The organism is Mesorhizobium sp. CAU 1732, from assembly GCF_039888675.1.
Lineage (GTDB): Bacteria > Pseudomonadota > Alphaproteobacteria > Rhizobiales > Rhizobiaceae > Aerobium.
This window is the reverse complement of record NZ_JBDQQR010000002.1, coordinates 132,666-153,673: the sequence shown is the minus strand read 5'-3', so window position 1 is coordinate 153,673 and position 21,008 is coordinate 132,666. Positions and strand designations below refer to the sequence as shown.

23 protein-coding genes and 1 tRNA gene are annotated in these 21,008 nt (G+C 63.5%); 12 read left to right on the top strand and 12 right to left on the bottom strand.

Annotated elements, in window-relative coordinates; all coding sequences use genetic code 11:
* Positions 1 to 29: 29 nt before the first annotated feature.
* The 7 genes from AAFN55_RS18375 to AAFN55_RS18345 all read right to left on the bottom strand — a co-directional run bounded on the left by AAFN55_RS18375 (position 30) and on the right by AAFN55_RS18345 (position 4,796).
* Positions 30 to 959 carry an electron transfer flavoprotein subunit alpha/FixB family protein gene (locus AAFN55_RS18375; protein ID WP_347800422.1) on the bottom strand — a complete coding sequence of 310 codons (930 nt, stop codon included), beginning with the start codon at positions 957 to 959 and terminating at the stop codon, positions 30 to 32.
* Between the two features lie 24 nt (positions 960 to 983).
* The gene (locus AAFN55_RS18370; protein WP_347800421.1) at positions 984 to 1,730 is read right to left on the bottom strand and encodes an electron transfer flavoprotein subunit beta/FixA family protein; all 747 of its coding nucleotides are present in this window, start codon (positions 1,728 to 1,730) and stop codon (positions 984 to 986) included.
* Between the two features lie 199 nt (positions 1,731 to 1,929).
* Entirely contained in the window at positions 1,930 to 2,697 is a 768-nt protein-coding gene (locus tag AAFN55_RS18365) for a rhomboid family intramembrane serine protease (protein ID WP_347800420.1), read from the bottom strand.
* Positions 2,698 to 2,733: 36 nt separating this feature from the next.
* A complete protein-coding gene (locus AAFN55_RS18360; RefSeq protein WP_347800419.1) occupies positions 2,734 to 3,315 on the bottom strand; it encodes a cob(I)yrinic acid a,c-diamide adenosyltransferase in 582 nt (193 codons plus the stop codon).
* Positions 3,316 to 3,479: 164 nt separating this feature from the next.
* On the bottom strand, positions 3,480 to 3,713 hold the full coding sequence (locus AAFN55_RS18355; protein ID WP_347800418.1) for an amino acid transporter: 234 nt from the start codon (positions 3,711 to 3,713) through the stop codon (positions 3,480 to 3,482).
* A gap of 2 nt (positions 3,714 to 3,715) precedes the next feature.
* Positions 3,716 to 3,907: a twin transmembrane helix small protein gene (locus tag AAFN55_RS18350; RefSeq protein ID WP_347800417.1), complete on the bottom strand. Its 192-nt coding sequence runs from the start codon at positions 3,905 to 3,907 to the stop codon at positions 3,716 to 3,718.
* Between the two features lie 22 nt (positions 3,908 to 3,929).
* Complete coding sequence (locus AAFN55_RS18345) at positions 3,930 to 4,796, bottom strand: SDR family oxidoreductase (RefSeq protein WP_347800416.1); 867 nt, start codon at positions 4,794 to 4,796, stop codon at positions 3,930 to 3,932.
* Between the two features lie 50 nt (positions 4,797 to 4,846).
* On the opposite strand from AAFN55_RS18345, the gene AAFN55_RS18340 reads away from it, so the two are divergent.
* Positions 4,847 to 5,701: a YihY/virulence factor BrkB family protein gene (locus AAFN55_RS18340; protein WP_347800415.1), complete on the top strand. Its 855-nt coding sequence runs from the start codon at positions 4,847 to 4,849 to the stop codon at positions 5,699 to 5,701.
* Here the strand turns inward: AAFN55_RS18340 and AAFN55_RS18335 are convergent.
* Entirely contained in the window at positions 5,698 to 6,561 is an 864-nt protein-coding gene (locus tag AAFN55_RS18335; protein WP_347800414.1) for a DMT family transporter, read from the bottom strand. The two genes, AAFN55_RS18340 and AAFN55_RS18335, sit on opposite strands and share 4 nt — an antisense overlap.
* A gap of 175 nt (positions 6,562 to 6,736) precedes the next feature.
* Here AAFN55_RS18335 and AAFN55_RS18330 point away from each other — a divergent pair, with 175 nt between their 5' ends.
* Positions 6,737 to 7,024 carry a hypothetical protein gene (locus AAFN55_RS18330; protein WP_347800413.1) on the top strand — a complete coding sequence of 96 codons (288 nt, stop codon included), beginning with the start codon at positions 6,737 to 6,739 and terminating at the stop codon, positions 7,022 to 7,024.
* 1 nt (position 7,025) lies between these two features.
* Here AAFN55_RS18330 and gluQRS read toward each other — a convergent pair whose 3' ends face one another.
* A complete protein-coding gene (gene gluQRS / locus AAFN55_RS18325) occupies positions 7,026 to 7,901 on the bottom strand; it encodes a tRNA glutamyl-Q(34) synthetase GluQRS (RefSeq protein ID WP_347800412.1) in 876 nt (291 codons plus the stop codon).
* Between the two features lie 71 nt (positions 7,902 to 7,972).
* On the opposite strand from gluQRS, the gene AAFN55_RS18320 reads away from it, so the two are divergent.
* Together AAFN55_RS18320 and AAFN55_RS18315 are read left to right on the top strand one after the other, a co-directional pair.
* Positions 7,973 to 8,647 (top strand): DNA-3-methyladenine glycosylase, encoded by a 675-nt coding sequence (locus tag AAFN55_RS18320; RefSeq protein WP_347800411.1) that lies wholly within the window; start codon positions 7,973 to 7,975, stop codon positions 8,645 to 8,647.
* Between the two features lie 116 nt (positions 8,648 to 8,763).
* Positions 8,764 to 9,321 (top strand): HNH endonuclease, encoded by a 558-nt coding sequence (locus AAFN55_RS18315; protein ID WP_347800410.1) that lies wholly within the window; start codon positions 8,764 to 8,766, stop codon positions 9,319 to 9,321.
* 9 nt (positions 9,322 to 9,330) lie between these two features.
* On the opposite strand, the gene AAFN55_RS18310 is transcribed toward AAFN55_RS18315, so the two are convergent.
* From AAFN55_RS18310 to AAFN55_RS18300, 3 genes are read right to left on the bottom strand one after another with little or no spacing between them, the layout of a single operon-like run.
* On the bottom strand, positions 9,331 to 10,539 hold the full coding sequence (locus AAFN55_RS18310) for an NAD(P)/FAD-dependent oxidoreductase (RefSeq protein ID WP_347800409.1): 1,209 nt from the start codon (positions 10,537 to 10,539) through the stop codon (positions 9,331 to 9,333).
* A 14-nt stretch (positions 10,540 to 10,553) separates the two neighbouring features.
* Entirely contained in the window at positions 10,554 to 11,063 is a 510-nt protein-coding gene (locus tag AAFN55_RS18305) for a disulfide bond formation protein B (RefSeq protein WP_347800408.1), read from the bottom strand.
* Between the two features lie 8 nt (positions 11,064 to 11,071).
* The gene (locus AAFN55_RS18300; RefSeq protein WP_347800407.1) at positions 11,072 to 11,656 is read right to left on the bottom strand and encodes a YqaA family protein; all 585 of its coding nucleotides are present in this window, start codon (positions 11,654 to 11,656) and stop codon (positions 11,072 to 11,074) included.
* Between the two features lie 171 nt (positions 11,657 to 11,827).
* Between AAFN55_RS18300 and AAFN55_RS18295 the strand changes: the two genes are divergently transcribed.
* From AAFN55_RS18295 to AAFN55_RS18260, 8 genes are all read left to right on the top strand, one after another.
* Positions 11,828 to 11,912: transfer RNA gene (locus AAFN55_RS18295), tRNA-Leu, on the top strand.
* Between the two features lie 325 nt (positions 11,913 to 12,237).
* The gene (locus tag AAFN55_RS18290) at positions 12,238 to 14,082 is read left to right on the top strand and encodes a TRAP transporter large permease subunit (protein ID WP_347801041.1); all 1,845 of its coding nucleotides are present in this window, start codon (positions 12,238 to 12,240) and stop codon (positions 14,080 to 14,082) included.
* Between the two features lie 31 nt (positions 14,083 to 14,113).
* Positions 14,114 to 15,127: a TRAP transporter substrate-binding protein gene (locus tag AAFN55_RS18285; protein ID WP_347800406.1), complete on the top strand. Its 1,014-nt coding sequence runs from the start codon at positions 14,114 to 14,116 to the stop codon at positions 15,125 to 15,127.
* A 72-nt stretch (positions 15,128 to 15,199) separates the two neighbouring features.
* A complete protein-coding gene (locus tag AAFN55_RS18280) occupies positions 15,200 to 16,009 on the top strand; it encodes an SDR family NAD(P)-dependent oxidoreductase (RefSeq protein WP_347800405.1) in 810 nt (269 codons plus the stop codon).
* On the top strand, positions 16,006 to 16,851 hold the full coding sequence (locus tag AAFN55_RS18275; RefSeq protein WP_347800404.1) for an IclR family transcriptional regulator: 846 nt from the start codon (positions 16,006 to 16,008) through the stop codon (positions 16,849 to 16,851). The genes AAFN55_RS18280 and AAFN55_RS18275 overlap by 4 nt, the downstream gene beginning before the upstream one ends.
* A complete protein-coding gene (locus AAFN55_RS18270) occupies positions 16,848 to 18,476 on the top strand; it encodes an acyl-CoA synthetase (RefSeq protein WP_347800403.1) in 1,629 nt (542 codons plus the stop codon). Before AAFN55_RS18275 ends, AAFN55_RS18270 begins: the two co-directional genes overlap by 4 nt.
* A 109-nt stretch (positions 18,477 to 18,585) precedes the next feature.
* A complete protein-coding gene (locus AAFN55_RS18265) occupies positions 18,586 to 19,323 on the top strand; it encodes a DUF296 domain-containing protein (protein ID WP_347800402.1) in 738 nt (245 codons plus the stop codon).
* Positions 19,324 to 19,375: 52 nt separating this feature from the next.
* Positions 19,376 to 21,007, top strand: a complete 1,632-nt coding sequence (locus tag AAFN55_RS18260; protein ID WP_347800401.1) for an acyl-CoA synthetase — start codon at positions 19,376 to 19,378, stop codon at positions 21,005 to 21,007.
* Position 21,008: the final 1 nt, after the last annotated feature.

The following is a 21,008-nucleotide window of genomic DNA, read 5'->3' as shown; positions in this document are numbered from 1 at the left end:
CCGCTCGATCCGATTTGCAGCGCTTCGTTTTAGAGCGCCTTTTCAAGTTCCGGCAGAATGGTGAAGAGGTCACCGACGAGGCCGTAATCGGCGACCTGGAAGATCGGCGCTTCCTCGTCCTTGTTGATCGCGACGATGACCTTCGAGTCCTTCATGCCGGCGAGATGCTGGATCGCGCCCGAGATGCCGACAGCAATGTAGAGCTCCGGCGCCACGACCTTGCCGGTCTGGCCAACCTGCCAGTCGTTGGGCGCGTAACCCGCATCGACTGCCGCACGCGACGCGCCGACGGCGGCGCCGAGCTTGTCGGCAACCGGAAGGATCACCTCGGTGAACTTTTCCGACGAGCCGAGCGCGCGGCCGCCCGAAATGATGATCTTCGCGGAAGTGAGTTCCGGACGATCGCTTTCCGACAGGCGGTTTTCGACGAAGGTCGAAAGGCCCGGATTGGCTGCCGCGTTGACGCTCTCGACGGACGCCGAGCCACCGTCTTCGGCTGCCTGGAAGGAGGCCGTGCGAACGGTGATCACCTTCTTGGCGTCGGTCGACTGGACTGTCTGGATCGCATTGCCCGCATAGATCGGGCGCTTGAACGTATCAGCCGAAACGACTTCGATGATTTCGGACACCTGCATCACGTCGAGCAGGGCCGCGACGCGGGGCAGGACGTTCTTGCCCATCGTGGTGGCCGGGGCGACGATCGTGTCGTAGGAACCGGCGAGCGAGACGACCAGTGCCGCCGTCGGCTCCGCGAGGCGGTGCTCGAGTTCGTCGCTTTCCGCGAGCAGGACCTTGCGGGCTCCCTTGAGCTTCGCGGCTGCGTCGGCGGCAGCCTTGGCGCCCTTGCCAGCGATCAGGATATCGACGTCCGAGCCGATCTTGACTGCTGCGGAGAGCGCCTTGGCGGTCTGGTCGGAAACGGTTGCGTTGTCGTGTTCGGCAACGAGAAGAATAGCCATTGTTTTAGATCTCCTGTGCCTGGATCAGATGACGCCGGCCGACTTGAGGCTCGACACCAGCTCCGCCACGTCCTTGACCTTGACGCCAGCCTTGCGGCCACCCGGCTCTTCCGTCTTCAGCACCTTGAGGCGCGGTGCGACGTCGACACCGTAATCGGCGGCCGATTTCTCGTCGAGCGGCTTCTTCTTGGCCTTCATGATGTTCGGCAGCGACGCGTAGCGCGGCTGGTTGAGGCGCAAATCGGTGGTGATGATCGCGGGAAGCTTGACGTCGATGACCTGGAGGCCGCCATCGACTTCGCGCGTCACCTTTGCGGTGCCGTCGCCGAGTTCGACCTTCGAGGCGAAAGTGGCCTGCGACCAGCCGAGCAGTGCCGACAGCATCTGGCCGGTCTGGTTGGCGTCGTCGTCGATCGCCTGCTTGCCGAGAATGACGAGTTCAGGTGCTTCCGCATCAACCACGCCCTTGATGAGCTTGGCGACCGTCAGCGGCTCGGTGGTCTCGTCGACCTTGATCAGGATGCCACGGTCGGCGCCCATGGCAAGCGCGGTGCGGATCGTTTCCTGCGCCTGCGCGGGTCCGATGGAGACCACGATGATCTCTTCGACCTTGCCGGCTTCCTTCAGACGGATCGCCTCTTCGATGGCGATTTCGTCGAAGGGGTTCATCGACATCTTCACATTGGCAAGCTCGACGCCCGAGCCATCCGACTTCACGCGGATTTTGACGTTGTAGTCCACCACCCGCTTGACTGGGACAAGAACTTTCATGCGCTAGAGACCTTTCCGAGAAATTTCCGTGGCTGGCTATCAGCTTTCCATGGCGTTCGCTTGCCGGATACCGACATCGCCGAGGCGAAACTCCGCACGTTCTGCCGCCTTACTTCAACGGCAGGAACCGTGATCGCCTGTGGCTGTAGTCATACGTCGCACCAGCGTCAATACGGGCGCGGACTTCAAACCGTTTGAATCAGCGCCGTCCCCATGGAGAAGGGGTATCCGATGTTGCAGGTGCCTCGATCGGCGTCTCGACCTCTGCTGCGCGCGGCGTCACGACCTGGCTGTCCAGAAGCGGAACGTTTCTTCGCCTCAGGACCAGCACCAGGATCGCGCCTGCGATGATGCCTCCGACATGGGCGGCCCACGATATCTGGTCCTCGCCGCCTATTGCGATCATCGCGAACTGGAACAGAATCCAGAGCGCCAGCAATATCCAGGCAGGAAGCCGAAGCGGGATACGGCCGAGCGCCAGCACCCAGATCTTCACGCGGGGGTGAAGGATCAGATAGGCCGCCACGATGCCGGCGATCGCACCCGACGCGCCGATCAGCGGGGCTTCCGAATCCGGGATGATCAGGCCATGCAGGAAAGCACCGGCAGCGGCACATGCCAGATAGAAGATCAGATATCTGACGTGGCCGAGCGCATCCTCGACATTGTCCCCGAAAACCCAGAGGAACAGCATGTTGCCGCCGAGGTGGAGGATGTCGCCGTGCAGGAAGGCATAGGTGATGTAGGTGAAATTGTCGGGAACGATCACCAACTCGTCTGGGCGTTCCGCGATGTTGAAGACCGTCGAGGGAATGTAGCCGAGACCGAAGACGGCGGCCTCCGTGAACTGCTCGGAGCCCACGGCGGTCAGCAGATAGATGACGCAGTTCGCCGCGATCAGACCGAGCGTGACGTACTGGACTTTTATGTATTTCAGGCTGTTGGCATCGTGAAGTGGAATGAACATTCTTTGCTGCCCCACTCCGGTCGCGCGGTCATGCCGTCATCTGTTCTGACCCGGCACCCATAACACATCGCTTTCGCCATTGTCATTGACCGCGCGGGCGGCGACGAACAGGAAATCGGAGGCGCGGTTGATGTATTTGATGGCGTCCGCGCTGATTTTCTCGCCATCCCGCATCGAGGCTTCGACCATCAGGCGTTCGGCGCGCCGGGCGACTGTGCGCGCCAGATGCAGGGCGGCGGCGGCCGGCGAGCCGCCCGGCAGCACGAAGGTGCGCAACGGCTTGATGTTCTTGTTGAGCGTGTCGATGTCGGCCTCGAGCCTTTCGACCTGAGCTGCCGTGATGCGCAGAGGCTCATAGCCCAGATCCTCACCGGTGTCCGGCGTGGCAAGGTCGGCACCGAGATCGAACATGTCGTTCTGGATGCGGCCGAGCATCGCGTCGATCTCGGGGTTTTCGGTGGCGGTGTGGATACGCGCCATGCCGATGCAGGCATTGGCCTCGTCGACGGTGCCGTAGGACGAAATGCGCAGGTCGAATTTCGGGCGGCGTTCGCCCGATCCGAGCGCCGTCGTGCCGTCGTCGCCGGTCTTCGTGTAGATGCGGTTCAGGATGACCATTTCAACGCAGTTCAGAAATAGAGGATGGCGACAGGGGCTCGCAGAGCCATTCCAGTGCCGACTTTAGGAACTCTAGCGGATGTGATTGGCGAAATAGATGGCGCCACCTGCGATGACCAGGCCGGCCACAGGCATCATCAGCAGAGATATCATTTCCAACCCGGTCACGGCTTCAGCCTCTTGAGTATGACGCTTCCAGCATAATGTAGCGTGCATGCGACCAGAAAACAAACCGCGCTCACCAGAAGCAGGAACGCTGTCGTACCCGAGGAACCGTAGAGGCCGGAGAACACGGGAGCCAGTCCACCGACAGCGAACACCGCGATTCCCGTACCGTTGACAAACGTCGCGAGCAGCTTGATCCGCTCGTTGTGGATGGTGACCTGGATATCAGCCATCGTCAGCCGCGCGAAAAATACAGCGCGAGCATGATGAAGATGAGGGCGAAGAACTGCAGGGCGACGCGCGCCTGCATGAGCTTGTTCGACGTGTTGCCCGACCCTCCCCGCATCATGTTCACGAGGCCGCGGCCGAGCACGATCAGGACCGCGACCATGAAGAGGATTGCCAGGATGTTGAAGACCGTTGACATGGCTTGTTTCCGTTGAGCGGGCTCAGGCCCGGGAGGCAAGAATGCGGTAGAGCAGTGCGGGCGGCAGTATACGCTTGAGAAACACACCGATCTTCGCAGGTGTCGTCACGACATAGTTGGGGCGCGGGCGCGGATGTTCCAGTGCGTGGCGCAGCACCCTGTATACCGCCTCCGGTCCCAGCTTCATCCGCGACTTGACGCCGCCCTGCCTGAGGCGCGCCAATTGCGCCCGGTAGGCATCGCGATGGACCGAGTTTTCCGTATCGATGAAACGCTCGAACCAAGCGAGCCCGTTTTCCGGAAGCTTCGATTCGATCGGTCCGGGCTGGATCATCGAGACCTCGATGCCGGACCCTTCCAGTTCGGCACGCATGCACAGCATGAGGCCCTCGATCGCATGCTTCGATGCGGCGTATGCGCCGCGATACTTGACCGGCACGAGGCCGAGGATCGACGAGCAATGGACGATTCGGCCATGCCCTTGCGCGCGCATCACGGGCACGATGCGCCGCGTGAGGTCGTGCCAGCCGAAGACGTTCGCCTCGAACTGCTCGCGCAGGGCCTCGACCGGCAGATCCTCGACCGCGCCTGCCTGCGCATGCGCGCCATTGTTGTAGAGCGCATCGAGCCGCCCGCCGGTGCGGCCGAGCACGTCGGCGACGAGTTGCTCGATCGAATCAGCGTCTCGGTAATCGAGATAGAAGGCTTCGATGCCGTCGGCTTCCAGGGTCGCGATGTCTTGCGGCCGGCGCGCCGTCGCAAACACCCGCCAGCCGTCCCGCTTGAGCGCACGCGCGCAATATGCGCCTATGCCGGACGATGCGCCGGTCACGATGATTGTGCGCAACTTGTCGGTGCGGTCGTTCGTAGCTGCTTCGATGCTTGCCATGTGCGACATTCCCTTCCCATATTCGCACAAGGGATACAATCGGCGGAACAATGCTGCGCATACTGGCTGTCCTGAAGCGCGTCCTCGGTGACGCGATCGGGCACTTCAATGATGATGACGGGTGGGCGATGGCGAGCCATCTCGCGCTTTCGGCGCTGCTCGCGCTGTTTCCCTTCCTGATCTTCGCAACGTCGCTGGCGAGTTTCCTCGGCGCCAAGGCGTTCGCCGATACGGCCGTGCATCTGGTCTTCGATACCTGGCCCGACGAGATCGCCGGGCCGATCGCGCATGAGGTGACGAACGTGCTCACCGTGCAGCGCGGCGACGCGCTGACGGTCGGCATCCTGATCGCGGCCTTCTTCGCCTCGAACGGCATCGAGGCGTTGCGGATTTCCCTCAACCGGGCCTACCGCGTCTCTGAGACCCGATCGATCTTCTACCTGCGGGCGCAGAGCATTTTGTTCGTGATCGTCGCGACGATCGGCTTCGTGATCGTTTCGGCGCTTTTGGTGCTGGCACCGCTGGTCGCGAGTCTCGCGGAGAGCCGTCTGCCATGGATCGAGCCCTATATGGGCACCATCACGATCTGGCGGTTCATCATCGCGTCATGGGTGATCGTGGTGGGGCTGATCGCCGTGCATTTCTGGCTGCCTGCGGGGCGGCGACGTTTCAAGGACATCGTGCCGGGCCTGATCTTCACGCTCGTCTTCTGGGTGGTCGGCTCGTCCGTATTCGCGGCCTATCTCGGCCGGTACTCATCCTACGCGACGACCTATGCCGGGTTGGCCTCGATCATGATTGCGCTGGTCTTCCTCTACATCGTATCCGTGATCTTCATCATGGGCGGCGAGCTCAACGCGGCGATCAAGCGCTTCCTCGAAGCGCGGGCGCGTGTTCCAAACTAACGCCGGGTGGCGATCGCGACGCCGAACGTCGTGACGACCATGCCGACGATCTGCAACGCGTTCAGCGTCTCGTCGAACAGGATCCATGCGATGATCGCGGTTACTGCCGGTACGAGATAGAACAGCGACGAGACCTTCGACATCTCGCCCTCGCGGATCATCCACATCAGGAGGAAGATCGCGCCGATCGACAGCACCAGAACCAGCCAGGTCATGGCGAAGATCAGTTCGCCGGTCAGCTCGAAGGTGCGCGTCTCGAGCGCGAAGGACCCCACCGCCATCAGGATGGTCGCGCCCAGATACTGCCACAGCGTGCCGGTGATCAGATCGGCATTGCCGACGAATTTCTTCTGCCAGATGGTGCCTGCGCTGATCCCCAGCGCGCCAAGGACGCATGCGCCAAATGTCGCCGGCGTGACGCCGCCGAGTGCGTCGCCGATCTTGGGGCCGAGCACGATGAGGATGCCGACGAAGCCGATCGTCAGACCCATCCAGTGTCGCGGGAGAATACGCTCGCCAAGTGCGGGACCCGCGAGCACTGCGGTAATCAGCGGCTGCAATCCGATGATGAGAGCGGAAAGACCGGCAGGCATGCCGTTGCGGATCGCCCAGAATACGCCACCCAGATAGACGCCATGGATCAGCGCGCCGGCAATGATCGCGTGGAGCGCCTCTCGCGGCGCGAGCCGGCGGGCACGGAAAATCAGTATGAGCAGCGCAAGGATCGCGACGGCGATGGCGAAGCGGGCCGCCAGGAACGAGAAAGGTTCGGACCACGGCATTGCATAGCGCGCGCCGATGAAGCCGGTTGCCCAGAGCAGGACGAAGAGAGCGGGGATGAAACGGGTGGCGGTCTGCATGTCTCTTCTGTTGCGACGTTGGAAACACTGTCGTTCCCCTGGGCATCGCTCTGAATGGCTCTAATGCCAATCAATCGTGCAAGCAAAGCGAAAGAATTGAAGCTTACGCTTCGTTGCCTTGATGCGTGTGGCACGACGGGGCGCATCCTGTCCGCTCGTTCGGAGAGGTTTTGGCATGTTGTGGGATCTGGGAGCCGGTTGGCTCTTGATGGCTTTCGTGGTTGTCGGCATCATCGCCTTCATCCTTGCGCTGGCGTTGAATGCGATCATGGGCCCCGACGGATTCGGCGCGTCCGGCAACGCCATCATCATCACCGTGGGGTTCTTCCTGGGCGTCTCGCTCGCCAACAATCTCGGCTACTCGATGCGCGACCTGCAGCTCGCGATCACTACCGGCCTGGCCGGCGCGTTCGCGTGCCTTTCGGTCCTGGCCCTGCTGAAGGCAGCCCTGACACGGCTCTGACTTACAATCCCACCATGCGCCTGATGTCTTCAGGCGTCAGCCCCGCCTCGCGCAGCGCCGCGATGCCGGTATCGCCGTGGCTCTTGGAGAGCTTGCGGCCGTCATCGCCCAGAACCAGATCGTGGTGGATGTAGAGGGGCTCGGGCAGGCCCAGCACATCCTGAAGGAGACGGTGCACGCCGGTCGCGAAGAACAGGTCGCGGCCACGCACGACATGCGTCACGGCCTGCAGCGCGTCGTCGATGACGACCGAAAGATGATAGCTCGTCGGCACGTCCTTGCGCGCAATCACGACATCGCCCCAGGCGTCAGGCCTTGCGTCCATGACTCCCGTCTCACCGTTCGGCCCCGCACCCTGCTCATCCCATGACAGCGAATGGCCGACATGGGACAAGGCCGCATCGACATTCAGGCGCCACGCAAAGGGATCGCCGCCCGCCATGCGGCTCTTTCGTTCCCGCTCGGAGAGCTGGCGCTCAATCGACGGAACCAGAGGCACGCCATCGGGGTCGCGCGGCCATTCGCGGCCATCAGCTTCCGCGTCGGAGATCATTGCGCGGACCTCGCCGCGCGTCAGGAAGGACGGATAGACGAGCCCGGCATCGACAAGCGTTTCCAGCGCGCGCTCATAATCCCCGAAATGGTCCGACTGACGGCGCACCGGCTTTTCCCATTCAAGCCCCAGCCAGGCGAGGTCGCGATAGATCCCGGCTTCGAATTCAGGCGTGCAGCGCGTCGTGTCGATGTCCTCGATCCGCAGCAGCAGGCGACCGTCGGTTTCGCCCGCGAGCTGCCGGTTGAGCAGCGCCGAATAGGCATGGCCAAGATGAAGCGCGCCGTTCGGGCTCGGCGCGAAGCGGAAGACCGGACGTGTCATGAGGCTTTGGCAAAGCGGGTTGTCGTGCGCATTGCGTGATTGCTACGGTGCGCCGCGCGAGAGGGCAAGGCATGCGACGCATTGAAACGCTGGACGACATCGAGGAGGGGCTTGCGGCGCTTATGCGCCTCGATCCGCGTCTGGGCGCTGTCGTCACCCGCGCAGGCGAAGTTCCTTTGCGCCTGTCGCCTCCCGGCTTTGCCAGTCTGGTCTCGATCATCGTCTCGCAGCAGGTCTCGCGGGCGAGCGCGGATGCGATCCTCGGTCGCCTGACGACGCTCATTGATCCTCTCGACGCGAAGGGCATGCTTTCAGCGGGAGAAGACATCTTTCGCGCAGCCGGCCTGTCGCGCCCGAAGCAGAAGACGCTGCTCTCGATCGCCGCTGCGGTGGCCGATGATGGGCTCGACCTCGACCATCTCGCGACGATCGACGCCGACGAGGCGATGGCGCGCCTGACCGCGCTTCACGGCGTCGGCCCATGGACGGCGGAGGTGTACCTCCTGTTCTCTGCCGGGCACCCCGACATCTTCCCCGCTCACGACGTGGCGTTGCAAAGCGCGGTCGGCCACGCGCTCGGCATCGAGCCGCGCCCTCCAGCCAAGGCGCTTTATACGCTCGCCGAATCATGGGCCCCGTGGAGGGGCGTCGCTGCGCGTCTCTTCTGGGCATACTACCGCGAAATGCGCGGGCGCGATGGAGCGCCTCCGGCTGTCGTCACGAAAAAAACAACAAAAACAGGCTGATCTGGCACGTCGAGCCGAAAAAATGGAGCTTCACATTCCTGCAATCTCGGGATTACAGTATCCGCGCCGATCGCAGCATGCACCGAAGTCCATAACGGGTCTCAGGAGGTCAATCAGTGACGATCGCAGTCTCGCCGGATGCGCTTCCCGCACTGGTGCTGAACGCGGACTACCGTCCGTTGAGTTACTACCCCTTGTCGCTCTGGTCCTGGCAGGACGCGATCAAGGCCGTCTTCCTTGACCGCGTGAACATCGTCGCGGAATACGAGCATGCGGTGTCGTCGCCATCCTTCTCGATGCAACTGCCGAGCGTCGTCTGTCTCAAGAGCTATGTGAAGCCGTCCCGCTATCCCGCGTTCACGCGCTTCAACGTCTTCCTGCGTGACCGTTTCCAGTGCCAGTATTGCGGCACTCCCGAGGATTTGACCTTCGATCACGTGACACCCCGCCGCTGCGGCGGTGCGACGACGTGGGAAAACGTGGTCGCGGCCTGCTCGCCCTGCAATCTGCGGAAAGGCGGGCTTCTCACCCGCGATGCCAAGATGTGGCCGCGCCAGAAGCCGTTCCAGCCGACCGTGCAGGACCTGCACAACAATGGCCGGCTGTTCCCGCCCAACTATCTGCATGAGAGCTGGATGGATTATCTCTACTGGGATGTCGAACTGGAGCCGTAGGGCCGGCCGCTATGCCTGCCGCTCGGCTATGGCGGTCCCCGCCGCCCAGCCGGACGCCCAGGCCCATTGGAAATTGTAGCCGCCGAGCCAGCCGGTCACATCGACGACTTCACCGATGAAATAGAGGCCTTCTATGGCCTTGGTTTCCATCGTCCGCGAGTTCAGGCCGGCGGTATCGACGCCACCGAGCGTGACTTCGGCTGTGCGGTATCCCTCCGATCCGATCGGGAACACCTCCCACCCCTGGATGGTGGCGGCGATCGACGCGAGCTTCTTGTCGGTCGTCTCACCCATCGTGCCCGACCAGCCATGCGTCTCCGCTAGATGGCTCGCCAGCCGCTTCGGCAGGATTTCGCTCAGCGCATTCGCAACGCTTCGGCGCCCATTCTCCCGCTTGGACGCCACAAGGGCAGCGAAGACGTCGTCCTTCGGCAGGAACGCGATCCTGATCGGATGCTTCTCGCGCCAGTAGGACGAAATCTGCAGAATGGCGGGGCCGGAGAGGCCGCGATGCGTGAACAAGAGCGCCTCGTCGAACGCCATCTTGCCGCAGGAAACCCGCGCATCGGCCGCGACGCCTGCGATCTCGCGGAAACCGGCGAGAACGTCCTCGCCGAATGTCAGCGGCACCAGTGCCGCGCGCGTGTCGGTCACGGCGAGGCCGAACTGGTCCGCGATCTGGTAACCGAAGCCCGTTGCACCCATCTTGGGAATGGATTTTCCCCCGCACGCCACCACGAAGTGTCGGCACTGGATTCTTGCTGCACCGTCGCCGCCAAGCGTGACGGAAAACCCATCCTCTGCCTTCTCGATCCCCTCCAGCGTGGTTGCCAGGCGTACCTCGCACCCCATGCGCGCCATCTCGTTCAGGAGCATCGCGATGATGTCCTTGGCGGAATGATCGCAGAAGAGCTGCCCCAGCGTCTTCTCGTGATAGGTGATGCCGTGCTTCTCGACCAAGGTGATGAAATCGCGCGGCGTGTATCGGCCAAGCGCGGATTTGGCGAAATGCGGATTTGCCGAGAGGAAATTGCGCGGGGTGGTGCCCGTGTTGGTGAAGTTGCAGCGCCCGCCGCCGGAGATGCGGATTTTCTCGCCGGGCGATCTCGCATGATCGACGACGAGCACGCGCCCACCGCGCGATGCGGCATGAATCGCGCACATCATTCCCGCAGCGCCTGCGCCCAGGATGACGGTGTCGAACGTCTCAGCCTGCATGGAACATGCGTCGCTCAGGCTTTCCGGAACGCTGCGACGTAGGCGATCGCGGCAAGCGCAAGGCTTGTGATCACGTTCCAGCCGGCAAAGGAGAGCCCGAGAAAACGCCCCGTCGCCTGGTCGCACGAGGGCGGAATGACGGCGTTGAGCTGGTCGAGCAGGCTGCCGCTGCCGCCTTGCGGTGCTTCGACCACGCCGCAATCGGTCGGGCCGGGCCACCAGCCCCACTCGACACCGGCATGGAAGCCGCCGAGATAGAGCCCCCACGTCATGAGCAACCCGCCGACGAGAAGCAGGCCACGGGTGACGATCGGCGGTCCCTTCAGGGCGGCAGACAGGAATGCCAGCGCCATGACCGGCACGCCGATATAATAAGGCAGCCGCTGCTCGAGGCAGAGCTTACATGGAATGTAGCCGCCAATGTGCTGGAAGCCGAGCGCGGTTCCCACCGTGATCGCCATGCCGAGCGCGGCAAGCCCCGCTCCGATGATCTGGGTTTTTCCTGTGGCAGCGGTCAGTGACATGTCGGGCCCTAGAATAAGTAGCGGATGGCGATGAAACCGCCGATCAGCAGCGCCATGAAAAGGGTAAAAAGAAGGCTGAGATGCTTCTCGATGAACGTCCGGATAGGCTCCCCGAAATAGTGCAGCAACCATGCCACGAGAAAGAAGCGGGTGCCACGGGCGATGAGCGACGAAACGATAAAAACCGGCAGGAGAAGACCCGTCACGCCGGACGCGATCGTGATGACCTTGTAAGGCAGGGGCGTGAGCCCGCCGAACACGAGGACGATCAGCAATCCCCACTGATTGAAGGCGAGCTGGAACTCCTCGAATTTATCCATGTAGCCGTAGAAGGCCAGGATCGGATGGCCGATGCTCTCGAACAGGACGGCGCCGATCAGGTAGCCAAGCAGCGCGCCGGCCACCGACGCGACCGTGCTGATCACCGCATAGCGCACCCATTTCTGGCGCTCGGCGAGAACCATGGGAATCAGCAGGACATCGGGCGGGATCGGAAAGAAGGAACTTTCGACGAAGGATATTCCGGCGAGGGAGCGTTCGGCGTGGCGGGTTCGGGCGAGGGCCATCGTCCAGTCATAAAGGCGTCTGAGCATCAGGAATCCTTGTTTCGTCTCTCCCGTCCTAGGAAGAAAACGGCCATGGTGCAATGCAGCACGGCTGTGCGATCCTTTTTCGCGCAGGTGTCGGGTCGTCGCTTGACGACAGGTCGTCCAAACGTATAGTCCCGCTCATCCGGCGGCTTGCGCCGGATCTGCCCGTCTTGGGCCCCTGTGGCGGAATTGGTAGACGCGCTCGACTCAAAATCGAGTTCCGCAAGGAGTGCTGGTTCGATCCCGGCCAGGGGCACCAAAATTCATCCTTTTCTTCCTTGAAACAGCCGCTGCGACGCGGCCACCTGCTCGTCTGCGCGCTTTCTGACGATCGCCGCAGCCTATATCTCGGCCACCCGCCGCGTTTTTTTCGGAATGCGATCTACAATATGGAACGTATTGACCGTGACGACGTCTTGTCACGCCCGCTTTGCCGTGCCAAGAATTCAGCAACATAGAAATATGGTCCGTAATGTGGACCATTTGCACGGTCGCGGAGCGGGAGGCGTTGTCCGCGACCAGTCTGCAAAGGCGGTTTCGCCAGGGGAGGAGATAGCGGCATGCAGCTTGCCGAGAACAATGCCATGGCGATCGATACGCCCGCCGAGGTCATCGATGCGCGGTCGGGTTCGCGTTTCATGCGCCCCGTCGAAGCGGTTGCTGCTGCTCTGCTTCTGGTGGTGGTGGGCCTGCTGCTGACCGGCGTTTTCTCGCGCTACGTGCTGGCGTTGCCGATCGTCTGGATCGACGAGGCGGCGTCCATCTCGTTTCTCTGGCTCGCCATGCTCGGATCGGCGATCGCGATCGATCGCAACGAGCATCTCAGGCTGACGCTGTTCATCGGTATGGTGCCGGAGCGCGGTCGCGCCTTCGTTTCGACGCTGGCGCTGATGGTCGTCGCGACCGTGATCCTGGCGTTGATCTGGCCGGCCTATGTCTACGTCAGGGAAGAATCGTTCCTGACATCGGCCGCGCTGAACATCTCAGTCGGCTATCGCGCTTCGGCGATCGTGGCCGGGCTGGCGCTGATGTTCATCATCGCCGTCGCGCATGCGGTTCGCGAATCGACCGTCGCGCATCTCGTTGGCGCGATCGTGCTCATCGCGATTCTCGCCGGCGGGGCGTGGCTGCTCAAGCCCGTCTTCATGACGCTCGGCTATACCAATATCCTGATCTTCCTCGTCTTTCTCGTCGCGCTGTGTCTCGCCATGGGCGTGCCGATCGCGTTCTGCTTCGGGCTGGGTACGCTCGCCTTCATCCTGTTTTCGACGCGCGTGCCGCTGATCGTGATGGTCGGCCGCATGGACGAGGGCATGTCGAGCCTCATCCTGCTGTCCGTGCCGATCTTCGTGCTGCTGGGATGCGTGCTCGATGCGACCGGCATGGGCCGGGCGATCGTGAACTTCATGGCGTCGATGCTCGGCCATGTGAAGGCCGGCATGTCCTATGTGCTTCTCGGCTCTCTGTTCCTCGTCTCGGGTATTTCGGGCTCCAAGGTCTCCGACATGGCGACCGTCGCGCCCGCATTGTTTCCCGAGATGAAGCGGCGCGGGCACAAGCCGAAGGAGATGATCGCGCTTCTGGCGACGGGTGCTGCCATGGCAGACACCGTACCGCCGTCGATCGTCCTGATCGTGCTCGGCTCGGTCGCGGGCGTGTCAATTGCCGCGCTCTTCACGAGCGGCTTCATCATCGCGATGGTGCTGCTGCTCGTGCTGGCCGTGCTGGCGCGCTGGAAGGCGTCGGGCGAGAACATGGAGGGCGTGAAACGCGCTCCGCTCCGCGTCGTCTGGTCGACCCTGCTGATCGCCGGGCCGGCGCTCGTTCTGCCCTTCCTGATCCGCGGCATGGTGGGCGGTGGCGTTGCAACCGCGACCGAAGTTTCCACGATCGCGGTGCTCTACGCCATCATCATCGGCATCGTTCTGTATGGCGGCATCCGCCCCGCGAAATTCTATTCGATGCTGGTCGAGACGGCCGCCTTGTCGGGAGCGATCCTGCTGATCCTCGGCACGGCATCGGCGATGGCATGGGCGCTGACCCAGACCGGCTTCGCCAACCAGCTCGCCGTCTACATGACCGACCTGCCGGGCGGGTGGTTCACATTCATGCTGGTGTCGATCGTCGTCTTCATGGTGCTGGGCTGCGTGCTGGAGGGGCTGCCTGCGATCGTTCTCATGGCGCCGATCATGTTCCCGATCGCGGCGAGGCTGGGCATCCACGACGTGCACTACTCGATGGTCGTGGTCACCGCGATGAACATCGGCCTGATGGCGCCGCCGATCGGCATCGGCTTCTACATCGCGTGCAAGATAGGCAACGTCTCGCCGGACGAGGCCATGGGCGCGATCTGGCCCTATCTCGGTGCACTGCTTGTCGGGCTGCTGCTGATCGCGGCCATCCCGGCGCTCTCGATCGCTTATCTCTGATCCAACGATAATCAACCAGGAGGAAACCGAAATGACCATCACCAGACGCAGCCTGATGATCGGAGCCGCCGCCGTGCCGCTCGTCGCGACCATCCGCCATGCCGGCGCGCAGTCGGCCGAGTTCAACTACAAATACGCCAACAACCTGCCGATCTCGCACCCGATGAACGTGCGCGCGCAGGAGGCCGTCGACAAGATCCGCGAGGAGACCTCCGGTCGCGTCGCGATCCAGATCTTCCCGTCGAACCAGCTCGGCGCAGACACCGACATGCTGAGCCAGGTGCGCTCCGGCGGCGTCGAGTTCTTCACGCTCTCGCCGCTCATCCTGTCGACGCTGGTGCCTAATGCCTCGATCAGCGGCATCGGCTTCGCTTTCCCGAGCTACGATCAGGTCTGGCCGGCGATGGATGGCGATCTCGGCGCCTATGTCCGGGCTGAGATCGAGAAGGCGAACCTCGTCGTCATGGACAAGATCTGGGATAACGGCTTCCGTCAGATCACGTCCTCGGCCGGCCCGATCGAGACCGCTGAAAGCCTCAAGGGCATGAAGATTCGCGTGCCGGTCAGCCCGCTCTGGACCTCGATGTTCACGGCGTTCGAATCCGCGCCCGCCTCGATCAATTTCGCGGAGGTCTATTCCGCGCTGCAGACCGGCATCGTGGACGGCCAGGAAAACCCGCTCGCCATCATCTCCACGGCAAAACTCTACGAAGTGCAGAAGTTCTGCTCCATTACCAACCACATGTGGGACGGCTTCTGGTTCCTCGCCAACAAGGCGGCGTGGGAAGCGATGCCCGAGGATGTGCGCGCGATCGTCGCGAAGAACCTCGACGAGGCTGCGGTCAACGAGCGCGCCGACGTTGCGGACCTCAACGCCACGCTGAAGGAGGAACTCGTCTCCAACGGCATGGAGATCAACGAGCCCGACGCGGCATCTTTCCGCGAGAAGCTCAAGGATGCCGGCTTCTACGCGGAGTGGAAGGGCAAGTATGGCGACGAGGCCTGGGCCATTCTCGAAAAGGCGGTCGGCACGACGCTCGGCTGATCATGGAAACAGGCAGTCGGGCGAGACCGTGTTCCGCCCGACTGCCGCCTGGGTATCTATAACGGAGTGGTCGTGGTCGATCGCCTGAAAGACAAATCCGCAATCGTGTTCGGCGCGGGCTCTTCCGGACCCGGTTGGGGCAACGGCAAGGCGGCCGCGGTCGCCTATGCGCGCGAGGGCGCACGCGTAGCGTGCGTCGATCTCTCCGAAGATGCGGCCGAGGAGACGGCGCAGATCATCCGTGCCGAAGGGTTCGACGCGATTGCGATCGCGGCCGACGTGACCGAACTGGCGTCTGTTCGTGCTGCTGCGGACGCGACGGCGGCGCACTTCGGTGCGATCGACATCCTGCATAACAATGTCGGCGTCACCCATATGGGCGGACCGCTCGAACTCGACGAGGACAAATTCCAGGCGGCGATCGATCTCAATTTAGGGCCGGTCTACCGCACGGCGAAAGCCGTGCTGCCGCATATGCTCGCCAAGGGTTCGGGCGCGATCGTCAACATCTCCTCGCTCGCCGCGATCCGCTATGTCGGCTATCCGTATTTCGCCTATTACGCGACCAAGGCTGCGGTGAATCAGGCCACGGTGGCGTTGGCGATGCAATATGCGCGGCAGGGCATAAGGGCCAATTGCATCATGCCAGGCTTGATCGACACGCCGATGATCTACAAACAGATTTCCGGCCAATATGCGTCGCCCGATGAGATGGTTGCCGCACGCAATGCGATGGTCCCTCTCGGCACGATGGGCACGGCATGGGACGTCGCGGCGGCGGCCGTGTTCCTTGCGTCGGGCGAAGCGAAATTCATCACCGGCGTCTGCCTCCCCGTCGATGGCGGGCAGAGTTGTGCTGTCGGCGAGATCCGCCCCGCATGAACATGGCAGCCCGCCCCGACCGCGACCAGACCGGCGCGCAGAGCGTCGACAGGGCGCTTGGCCTCCTGTCCCTCATCGGGCGTCACGCCGACCGTGGCGCCGGCCTGACCGACATTGTCAATGAAAGCGGGCTCAACAAGCCCACCGCGCGCCGGCTGCTGCTCGCTCTGATGCGGGCGGGGTTGGTCGAGCAGGACGAGGCCAGCCGGCGCTATTTTCTCGGCGAGGAAGCCTATGTGCTGGGCAGCCTCGCCTCGCGCCGCTTTGGGTTGCTTCAGGTGTCGATGGACAGCCTGCTGCGCATGTCCAAGAAGACGGAGGATACAAGCTTTCTCTCGGTGCGGCGCGACACGTTCTCCGTCTGCCTCTATCGCGAGGAGGGGACCTATCCCGTTCGCACTCATGCGCTTCAGGCCGGCTTCGAGCATCCGCTGGGCGTCGGTGCGGGTTCGCTTGCGATGCTGGCGGCGCTTCCCGATACGGAGGTCGATGCCATCCTCGCTGCAAACGAAACGGTGCTGACGGGCACCTATCCGATGCTGCCGGTCGAACGGATCCGGCAGGACGTCGCGCTGACGCGCGAAAACGGTTTCGCGCTCAATCCGGGGCTCATCTTCGCCAATTCATGGGGTATCGGTGTCGCCATCCGAGGGCGGGATGGCCGTCCGTCAGGCGCGTTGTCCATCGCCGCGATCGACAGCCGCATGCAACCCGCTCGTCAGGTCGAGCTCGCAGCGCTCCTGACCGCTGAGGCGACTCGCGTCGAGGAACGGCTGACGCAGATGTTTTCAGCAAGAGAGCCGGCGCTTCCGAAACCGCAGATCAAGAGGCAAGCGCGATGAGCGCCGCACAGACTTCTCCCGGCATCCAGCCGGTCTCTACCCGCGTGATGAACCTCGCGAATTTCCTGTCGCAGGCCGCGCGCCGCAATCCCGACGACATCGGCTTCGTATGGCGCGACGAGCAATGGACATGGCGCGAGATGGAGGCGCGGGTTAACGCGCTTGCGTCCGCCCTGCGCGACGAGTTCGGCCTCGCCAAGGGCGACCGGGTGCTGATCCAGTCGGCGAACTGCAACCAGATGTTCGAATCGATGTTCGCCTGTTTCCGCATCGGCGCGGTCTGGGTGCCAGCAAACTACCGCCAGTCGCCTGAGGAGGTCGCCTACCTCGCAAAAGCGAGCGGCGCGCGCGGCATGATCTGCGGCGCGGCGTTTCCGGCCCATGCACAGGCCTGCCGTGACGGCGCGCCGGATCTGCGCTTCGTGCTGTCCATCGGCGCCAGTGATTTCGGCGACGATATCGATGCCGTGATCGCGCGCCATGCCGGCGCGACCGTCGCGGCGGTCGCCGTCGACCGTGATGATCCGTGCTGGTTCTTCTTCACCTCGGGCACGACGGGCCGGCCGAAGGCCGCGGTGCTGACGCATGGCCAGATGGCGTTCGTGGTCACCAACCATCTCTGCGACCTGATGCCCGGAACATCGCGTGAGGATGCCTCGATCGTGGTTGCGCCGCTGTCGCATGGTGCTGGCGTGCACCAGCTCGTTCAGGTCGCGCATGGCGTCAAGACGATCCTGCTGCCGACCGACAAGCTCGATGTTCCGACCGTCTGGGCGCTGGTCGAACAATGGCGCGTGACGAACATCTTCACCGTGCCGACGATCCTCAAGCTGCTGGTCGAGGACGAGAGCGTCGGCCGCTTCGATCATTCCTCGCTGCGTTACGTCATCTATGCCGGCGCGCCGATGTACCGGGTCGACCAGAAGAAGGCGCTCGCGACGCTCGGCGCCGTGCTGGTGCAGTATTTCGGGCTCGGGGAGGTGACCGGCAACATCACAGTCCTGCCGCCCGCCTTCCACAGCGCGGGGGACGACGAGCACGCGCGGATCGGCACCTGCGGTTTCGAGCGCACGGGCATGCAGGTCGAAATCCAGAACGATGCGGGCGAGGTGGTCGCACCCGGCGAGACCGGCGAGATTTGCGTCATCGGCCCGGCCGTCTTCGCCGGCTATTTCGACAATCCCGAGGCCAACGCCAAGGCGTTCCGCAACGGCTGGTTCCGCACTGGTGATCTCGGTCACATGGACGCCGAAAACTTCGTCTACATCACCGGCCGCTCGTCGGATATGTACATCTCCGGCGGCTCGAACATCTATCCGCGCGAAATCGAGGAGAAGATCCTGCTCCACCCGGACGTCAGCGAAGTCGCCGTCTTCGGCATTCCCGATCCGATGTGGGGCGAGGTCGGCGTGGCAGTCTGCGTCGCGCGCGCCGGTGCCGACACGGGCACGATCGAGCTTGGCCGCTGGCTCGAGGGCAAAGTCTCCCGCTACAAGCTGCCGAAGCGCATCGTGTGGTGGGACGAGATGCCGAAATCCGCCTATGGAAAGATCGCCAAGAAGGCGATCCGCGAAGAGTTCGAGCGACGCCATGGCGTCTCGCCGGGCGAAAACGTTCCGGCCTGAATTGACGATGCGCTCCATCCGTCATCCCGGTCCCGTCAATGCGGAACGCAGCACCAGCGCGTCATGCACCGTCGATCGTGTGCGTCTGACTTTGCAACCGGGCAGGAGCGTGAACCAGGCAGTGGCGGACGCGTTTCGCGCAACAGGCGCATCCAGCGGGTTCGTGCGGCTGCGCGGGGCGACGGTCGCGCCGATGCGCTACGTGATCCCGGCGGCAGCGCCTGACGACTGCCATGCGGCGTGGTACAGCGAGACGCATGCGCCGGACGGCGTGTGCACGATCGAGGATGCCGGCATGATCGTCGGTCTCCGTGACGGCGAGCCCTTCCTGCATTGCCATGGATCGTGGCTGTTGCCCGACGGGGAGCGCCGCATGGGTCACCTCCTGCCGCTCGAGAGTGAGTTTCACGAGCCTGTGGCAGCAGACGCATGGCTTGTCTCGGGCGCGCGCTTCGACGTCCGCGACGATGCGGAGACGAATTTCCGGCTGTTCCAAGCAGTCAACGGCACCGATGAGCATGTCAGTCGTGGCACGCGCGCCGTGCTGTGTACCATCCGGCCCAATCAGGATATCGGCGCCGCCATCGAGGAAATTTGCCGCGACCACGGCATCGCGAATGCAAGCGTCGAAGGCATCGGCAGCCTCGTCGGCGCGCGGTTCGAGGACGGACCCGACATGACCTCCTACGCCACCGAAGTGCTGGTGAAGCGTGGTGACGTCCGTGACGGGCGATGCAACCTCGACATCGCGCTGGTCGGCATGGCCGGTGAAATCGGCGAAGGGCGGCTCGTCGCGGGCGTCAATGCCGTCTGCGTCACGTTCGAACTGCTTGTGGTCGAGGCCTGAAAGGGCCAGAACGTCCGTAAACACCTCGCAACCTCGTGGACCGCGAACGCCCATGCTTGAACGACGCGACAGCTACGATGCGCTCTATCGCGATTTTCGCTGGCACATTCCGGAGCGCTTCAACATCGGCGTCGCGGTGTCCGACCGATGGGCCGCGATCGAGCCCGACCGGATCGCGCTGATCGATTATCGGCAGGATGGCGACGCCGAGACGATGAGCTACGCCGAACTCGCGGCACACTCGAATGCCTTCGCAAACGGGCTGCGCGCGCTCGGCGTCGCGCGCGGCGATCGGGTCGCGCTTCTCCTGCCTCAAAGCTTCCAGACCGTCATCGCGCATCTCGCGATCTACAAGCTCGGCGCGATCGCCGTGCCGCTGGCGCTTTTGTTCGGGGTCGAGGCGCTGGAGTATCGGCTTCAGACGGCGGGCGTGAAGGCGGTTGTCACCACCGAAGCCGGCAACGCCAAATTCAAGACGATCCGTGCGCGGCTGCCGGCACTGGAAACGATCGTCTCTATCGACGGGGCGGGCGCAGGTGCCTTGGGTTTCGACAGGATCGTCGCCGCGGGTTCGCCCTATCTCGTCGCCGAGGAGACCGGCTCCGACGATCCGGCTATGATGATCTTCACGTCCGGCACGACCGGGCCGCCCAAGGGCGCGCTGCACGGCCACCGCGTCCTGTTGGGGCATCTGCCGGGTGTGCAGATGCCGCACGAATTCCTGCCGCAGCCGGGCGACCGCCTGTGGACCCCGGCCGACTGGGCATGGGCCGGCGGCCTGCTCAACGTGCTCCTGCCGGGGCTCTATCTCGGCGTGCCCGTCGTCTCCGCGCGCTTCGAGCGGTTCGATCCCGAGGCGGCACTCGGTCTCATGGAGAAGGTCGCCGTGCGCAACGCCTTCATCCCGCCCACGGCTCTGCGCATGCTGAAATCGGCCGGCAGCGTCGTGCGGAACTTCGACCTCAAGCTGCGCACGATCGGCTCGGGCGGCGAGGCGCTCGGGCGCGAGACCTACGATTGGGCGAAGACTGAGTTCGGCCTGACGATCAACGAGTTCTACGGCCAGACCGAGTGCAATCTCGTGCTCGCCTCGTGCAACGCGATCGGCGTGAGCAGGGGCGGCGCGATCGGCAAGCCGGTGCCGGGCCATGAGGTGGCGGTCATCGACGGGGAGGGCAGGCGCGTGCCGATGGGCGAGCCCGGCCAGATCGCCGTGCGGCGGCCCAACCCGGTCATGTTCCTCGAATACTGGAACAACCCGGAAGCGACCGCCAAAAAATTCATCGGCGACTGGATGACGACCGGCGACCAGGGCATCGAGGACGGCGACGGCTATGTGCATTTCTTCGGCCGCGACGACGATGTCATCACATCTGCCGGCTACCGCATCGGGCCCGGCGAGATCGAGGATTGCCTGACGGGCCATCCCGCCGTCGCGCTCGCCGCCGTGGTCGGCAAGCCCGACGCGCTGCGCACCGAAATCGTCAAGGCCTATGTCGTGCTGAAGGACGGTGTCACGAAGGACGAGGAGCTCGCCGGCGAGATCAGCCTGTGGGTGCGCGAGCGGCTCTCGGCGCATGAATATCCGCGCGAGGTCGAATTCGTGGATTCGATGCCGCTGACGACGACCGGCAAGGTCATCCGCCGCATTTTTCGCGACCGGGCGCGGAGCGAGGTGGAATAAG

Excerpts from the sequence above, each read along its gene's own strand:
- AAFN55_RS18300 (WP_347800407.1), bottom strand. The coding sequence starts at position 11,656 with ATGCTCAGACGCCTTTATGACTGGACGATGGCCCTCGCCCGAACCCGC.
- AAFN55_RS18270 (WP_347800403.1), top strand. The coding sequence starts at position 16,848 with ATGAGCGCCGCACAGACTTCTCCCGGCATCCAGCCGGTCTCTACCCGC.
- AAFN55_RS18285 (WP_347800406.1), top strand. The coding sequence starts at position 14,114 with ATGACCATCACCAGACGCAGCCTGATGATCGGAGCCGCCGCCGTGCCG.
- AAFN55_RS18310 (WP_347800409.1), bottom strand. The coding sequence starts at position 10,539 with ATGCAGGCTGAGACGTTCGACACCGTCATCCTGGGCGCAGGCGCTGCG.
- gluQRS (WP_347800412.1), bottom strand. The coding sequence starts at position 7,901 with ATGACACGTCCGGTCTTCCGCTTCGCGCCGAGCCCGAACGGCGCGCTT.
- AAFN55_RS18330 (WP_347800413.1), top strand. The coding sequence starts at position 6,737 with ATGTTGTGGGATCTGGGAGCCGGTTGGCTCTTGATGGCTTTCGTGGTT.
- AAFN55_RS18365 (WP_347800420.1), bottom strand. The coding sequence starts at position 2,697 with ATGTTCATTCCACTTCACGATGCCAACAGCCTGAAATACATAAAAGTC.
- AAFN55_RS18360 (WP_347800419.1), bottom strand. The coding sequence starts at position 3,315 with ATGGTCATCCTGAACCGCATCTACACGAAGACCGGCGACGACGGCACG.
- AAFN55_RS18355 (WP_347800418.1), bottom strand. The coding sequence starts at position 3,713 with ATGGCTGATATCCAGGTCACCATCCACAACGAGCGGATCAAGCTGCTC.
- AAFN55_RS18275 (WP_347800404.1), top strand. The coding sequence starts at position 16,006 with ATGAACATGGCAGCCCGCCCCGACCGCGACCAGACCGGCGCGCAGAGC.
- AAFN55_RS18370 (WP_347800421.1), bottom strand. The coding sequence starts at position 1,730 with ATGAAAGTTCTTGTCCCAGTCAAGCGGGTGGTGGACTACAACGTCAAA.
- AAFN55_RS18335 (WP_347800414.1), bottom strand. The coding sequence starts at position 6,561 with ATGCAGACCGCCACCCGTTTCATCCCCGCTCTCTTCGTCCTGCTCTGG.
- AAFN55_RS18260 (WP_347800401.1), top strand. The coding sequence starts at position 19,376 with ATGCTTGAACGACGCGACAGCTACGATGCGCTCTATCGCGATTTTCGC.
- AAFN55_RS18350 (WP_347800417.1), bottom strand. The coding sequence starts at position 3,907 with ATGTCAACGGTCTTCAACATCCTGGCAATCCTCTTCATGGTCGCGGTC.
- AAFN55_RS18375 (WP_347800422.1), bottom strand. The coding sequence starts at position 959 with ATGGCTATTCTTCTCGTTGCCGAACACGACAACGCAACCGTTTCCGAC.
- AAFN55_RS18345 (WP_347800416.1), bottom strand. The coding sequence starts at position 4,796 with ATGGCAAGCATCGAAGCAGCTACGAACGACCGCACCGACAAGTTGCGC.
- AAFN55_RS18290 (WP_347801041.1), top strand. The coding sequence starts at position 12,238 with ATGGCGATCGATACGCCCGCCGAGGTCATCGATGCGCGGTCGGGTTCG.
- AAFN55_RS18305 (WP_347800408.1), bottom strand. The coding sequence starts at position 11,063 with ATGTCACTGACCGCTGCCACAGGAAAAACCCAGATCATCGGAGCGGGG.
- AAFN55_RS18340 (WP_347800415.1), top strand. The coding sequence starts at position 4,847 with ATGCTGCGCATACTGGCTGTCCTGAAGCGCGTCCTCGGTGACGCGATC.
- AAFN55_RS18320 (WP_347800411.1), top strand. The coding sequence starts at position 7,973 with ATGCGACGCATTGAAACGCTGGACGACATCGAGGAGGGGCTTGCGGCG.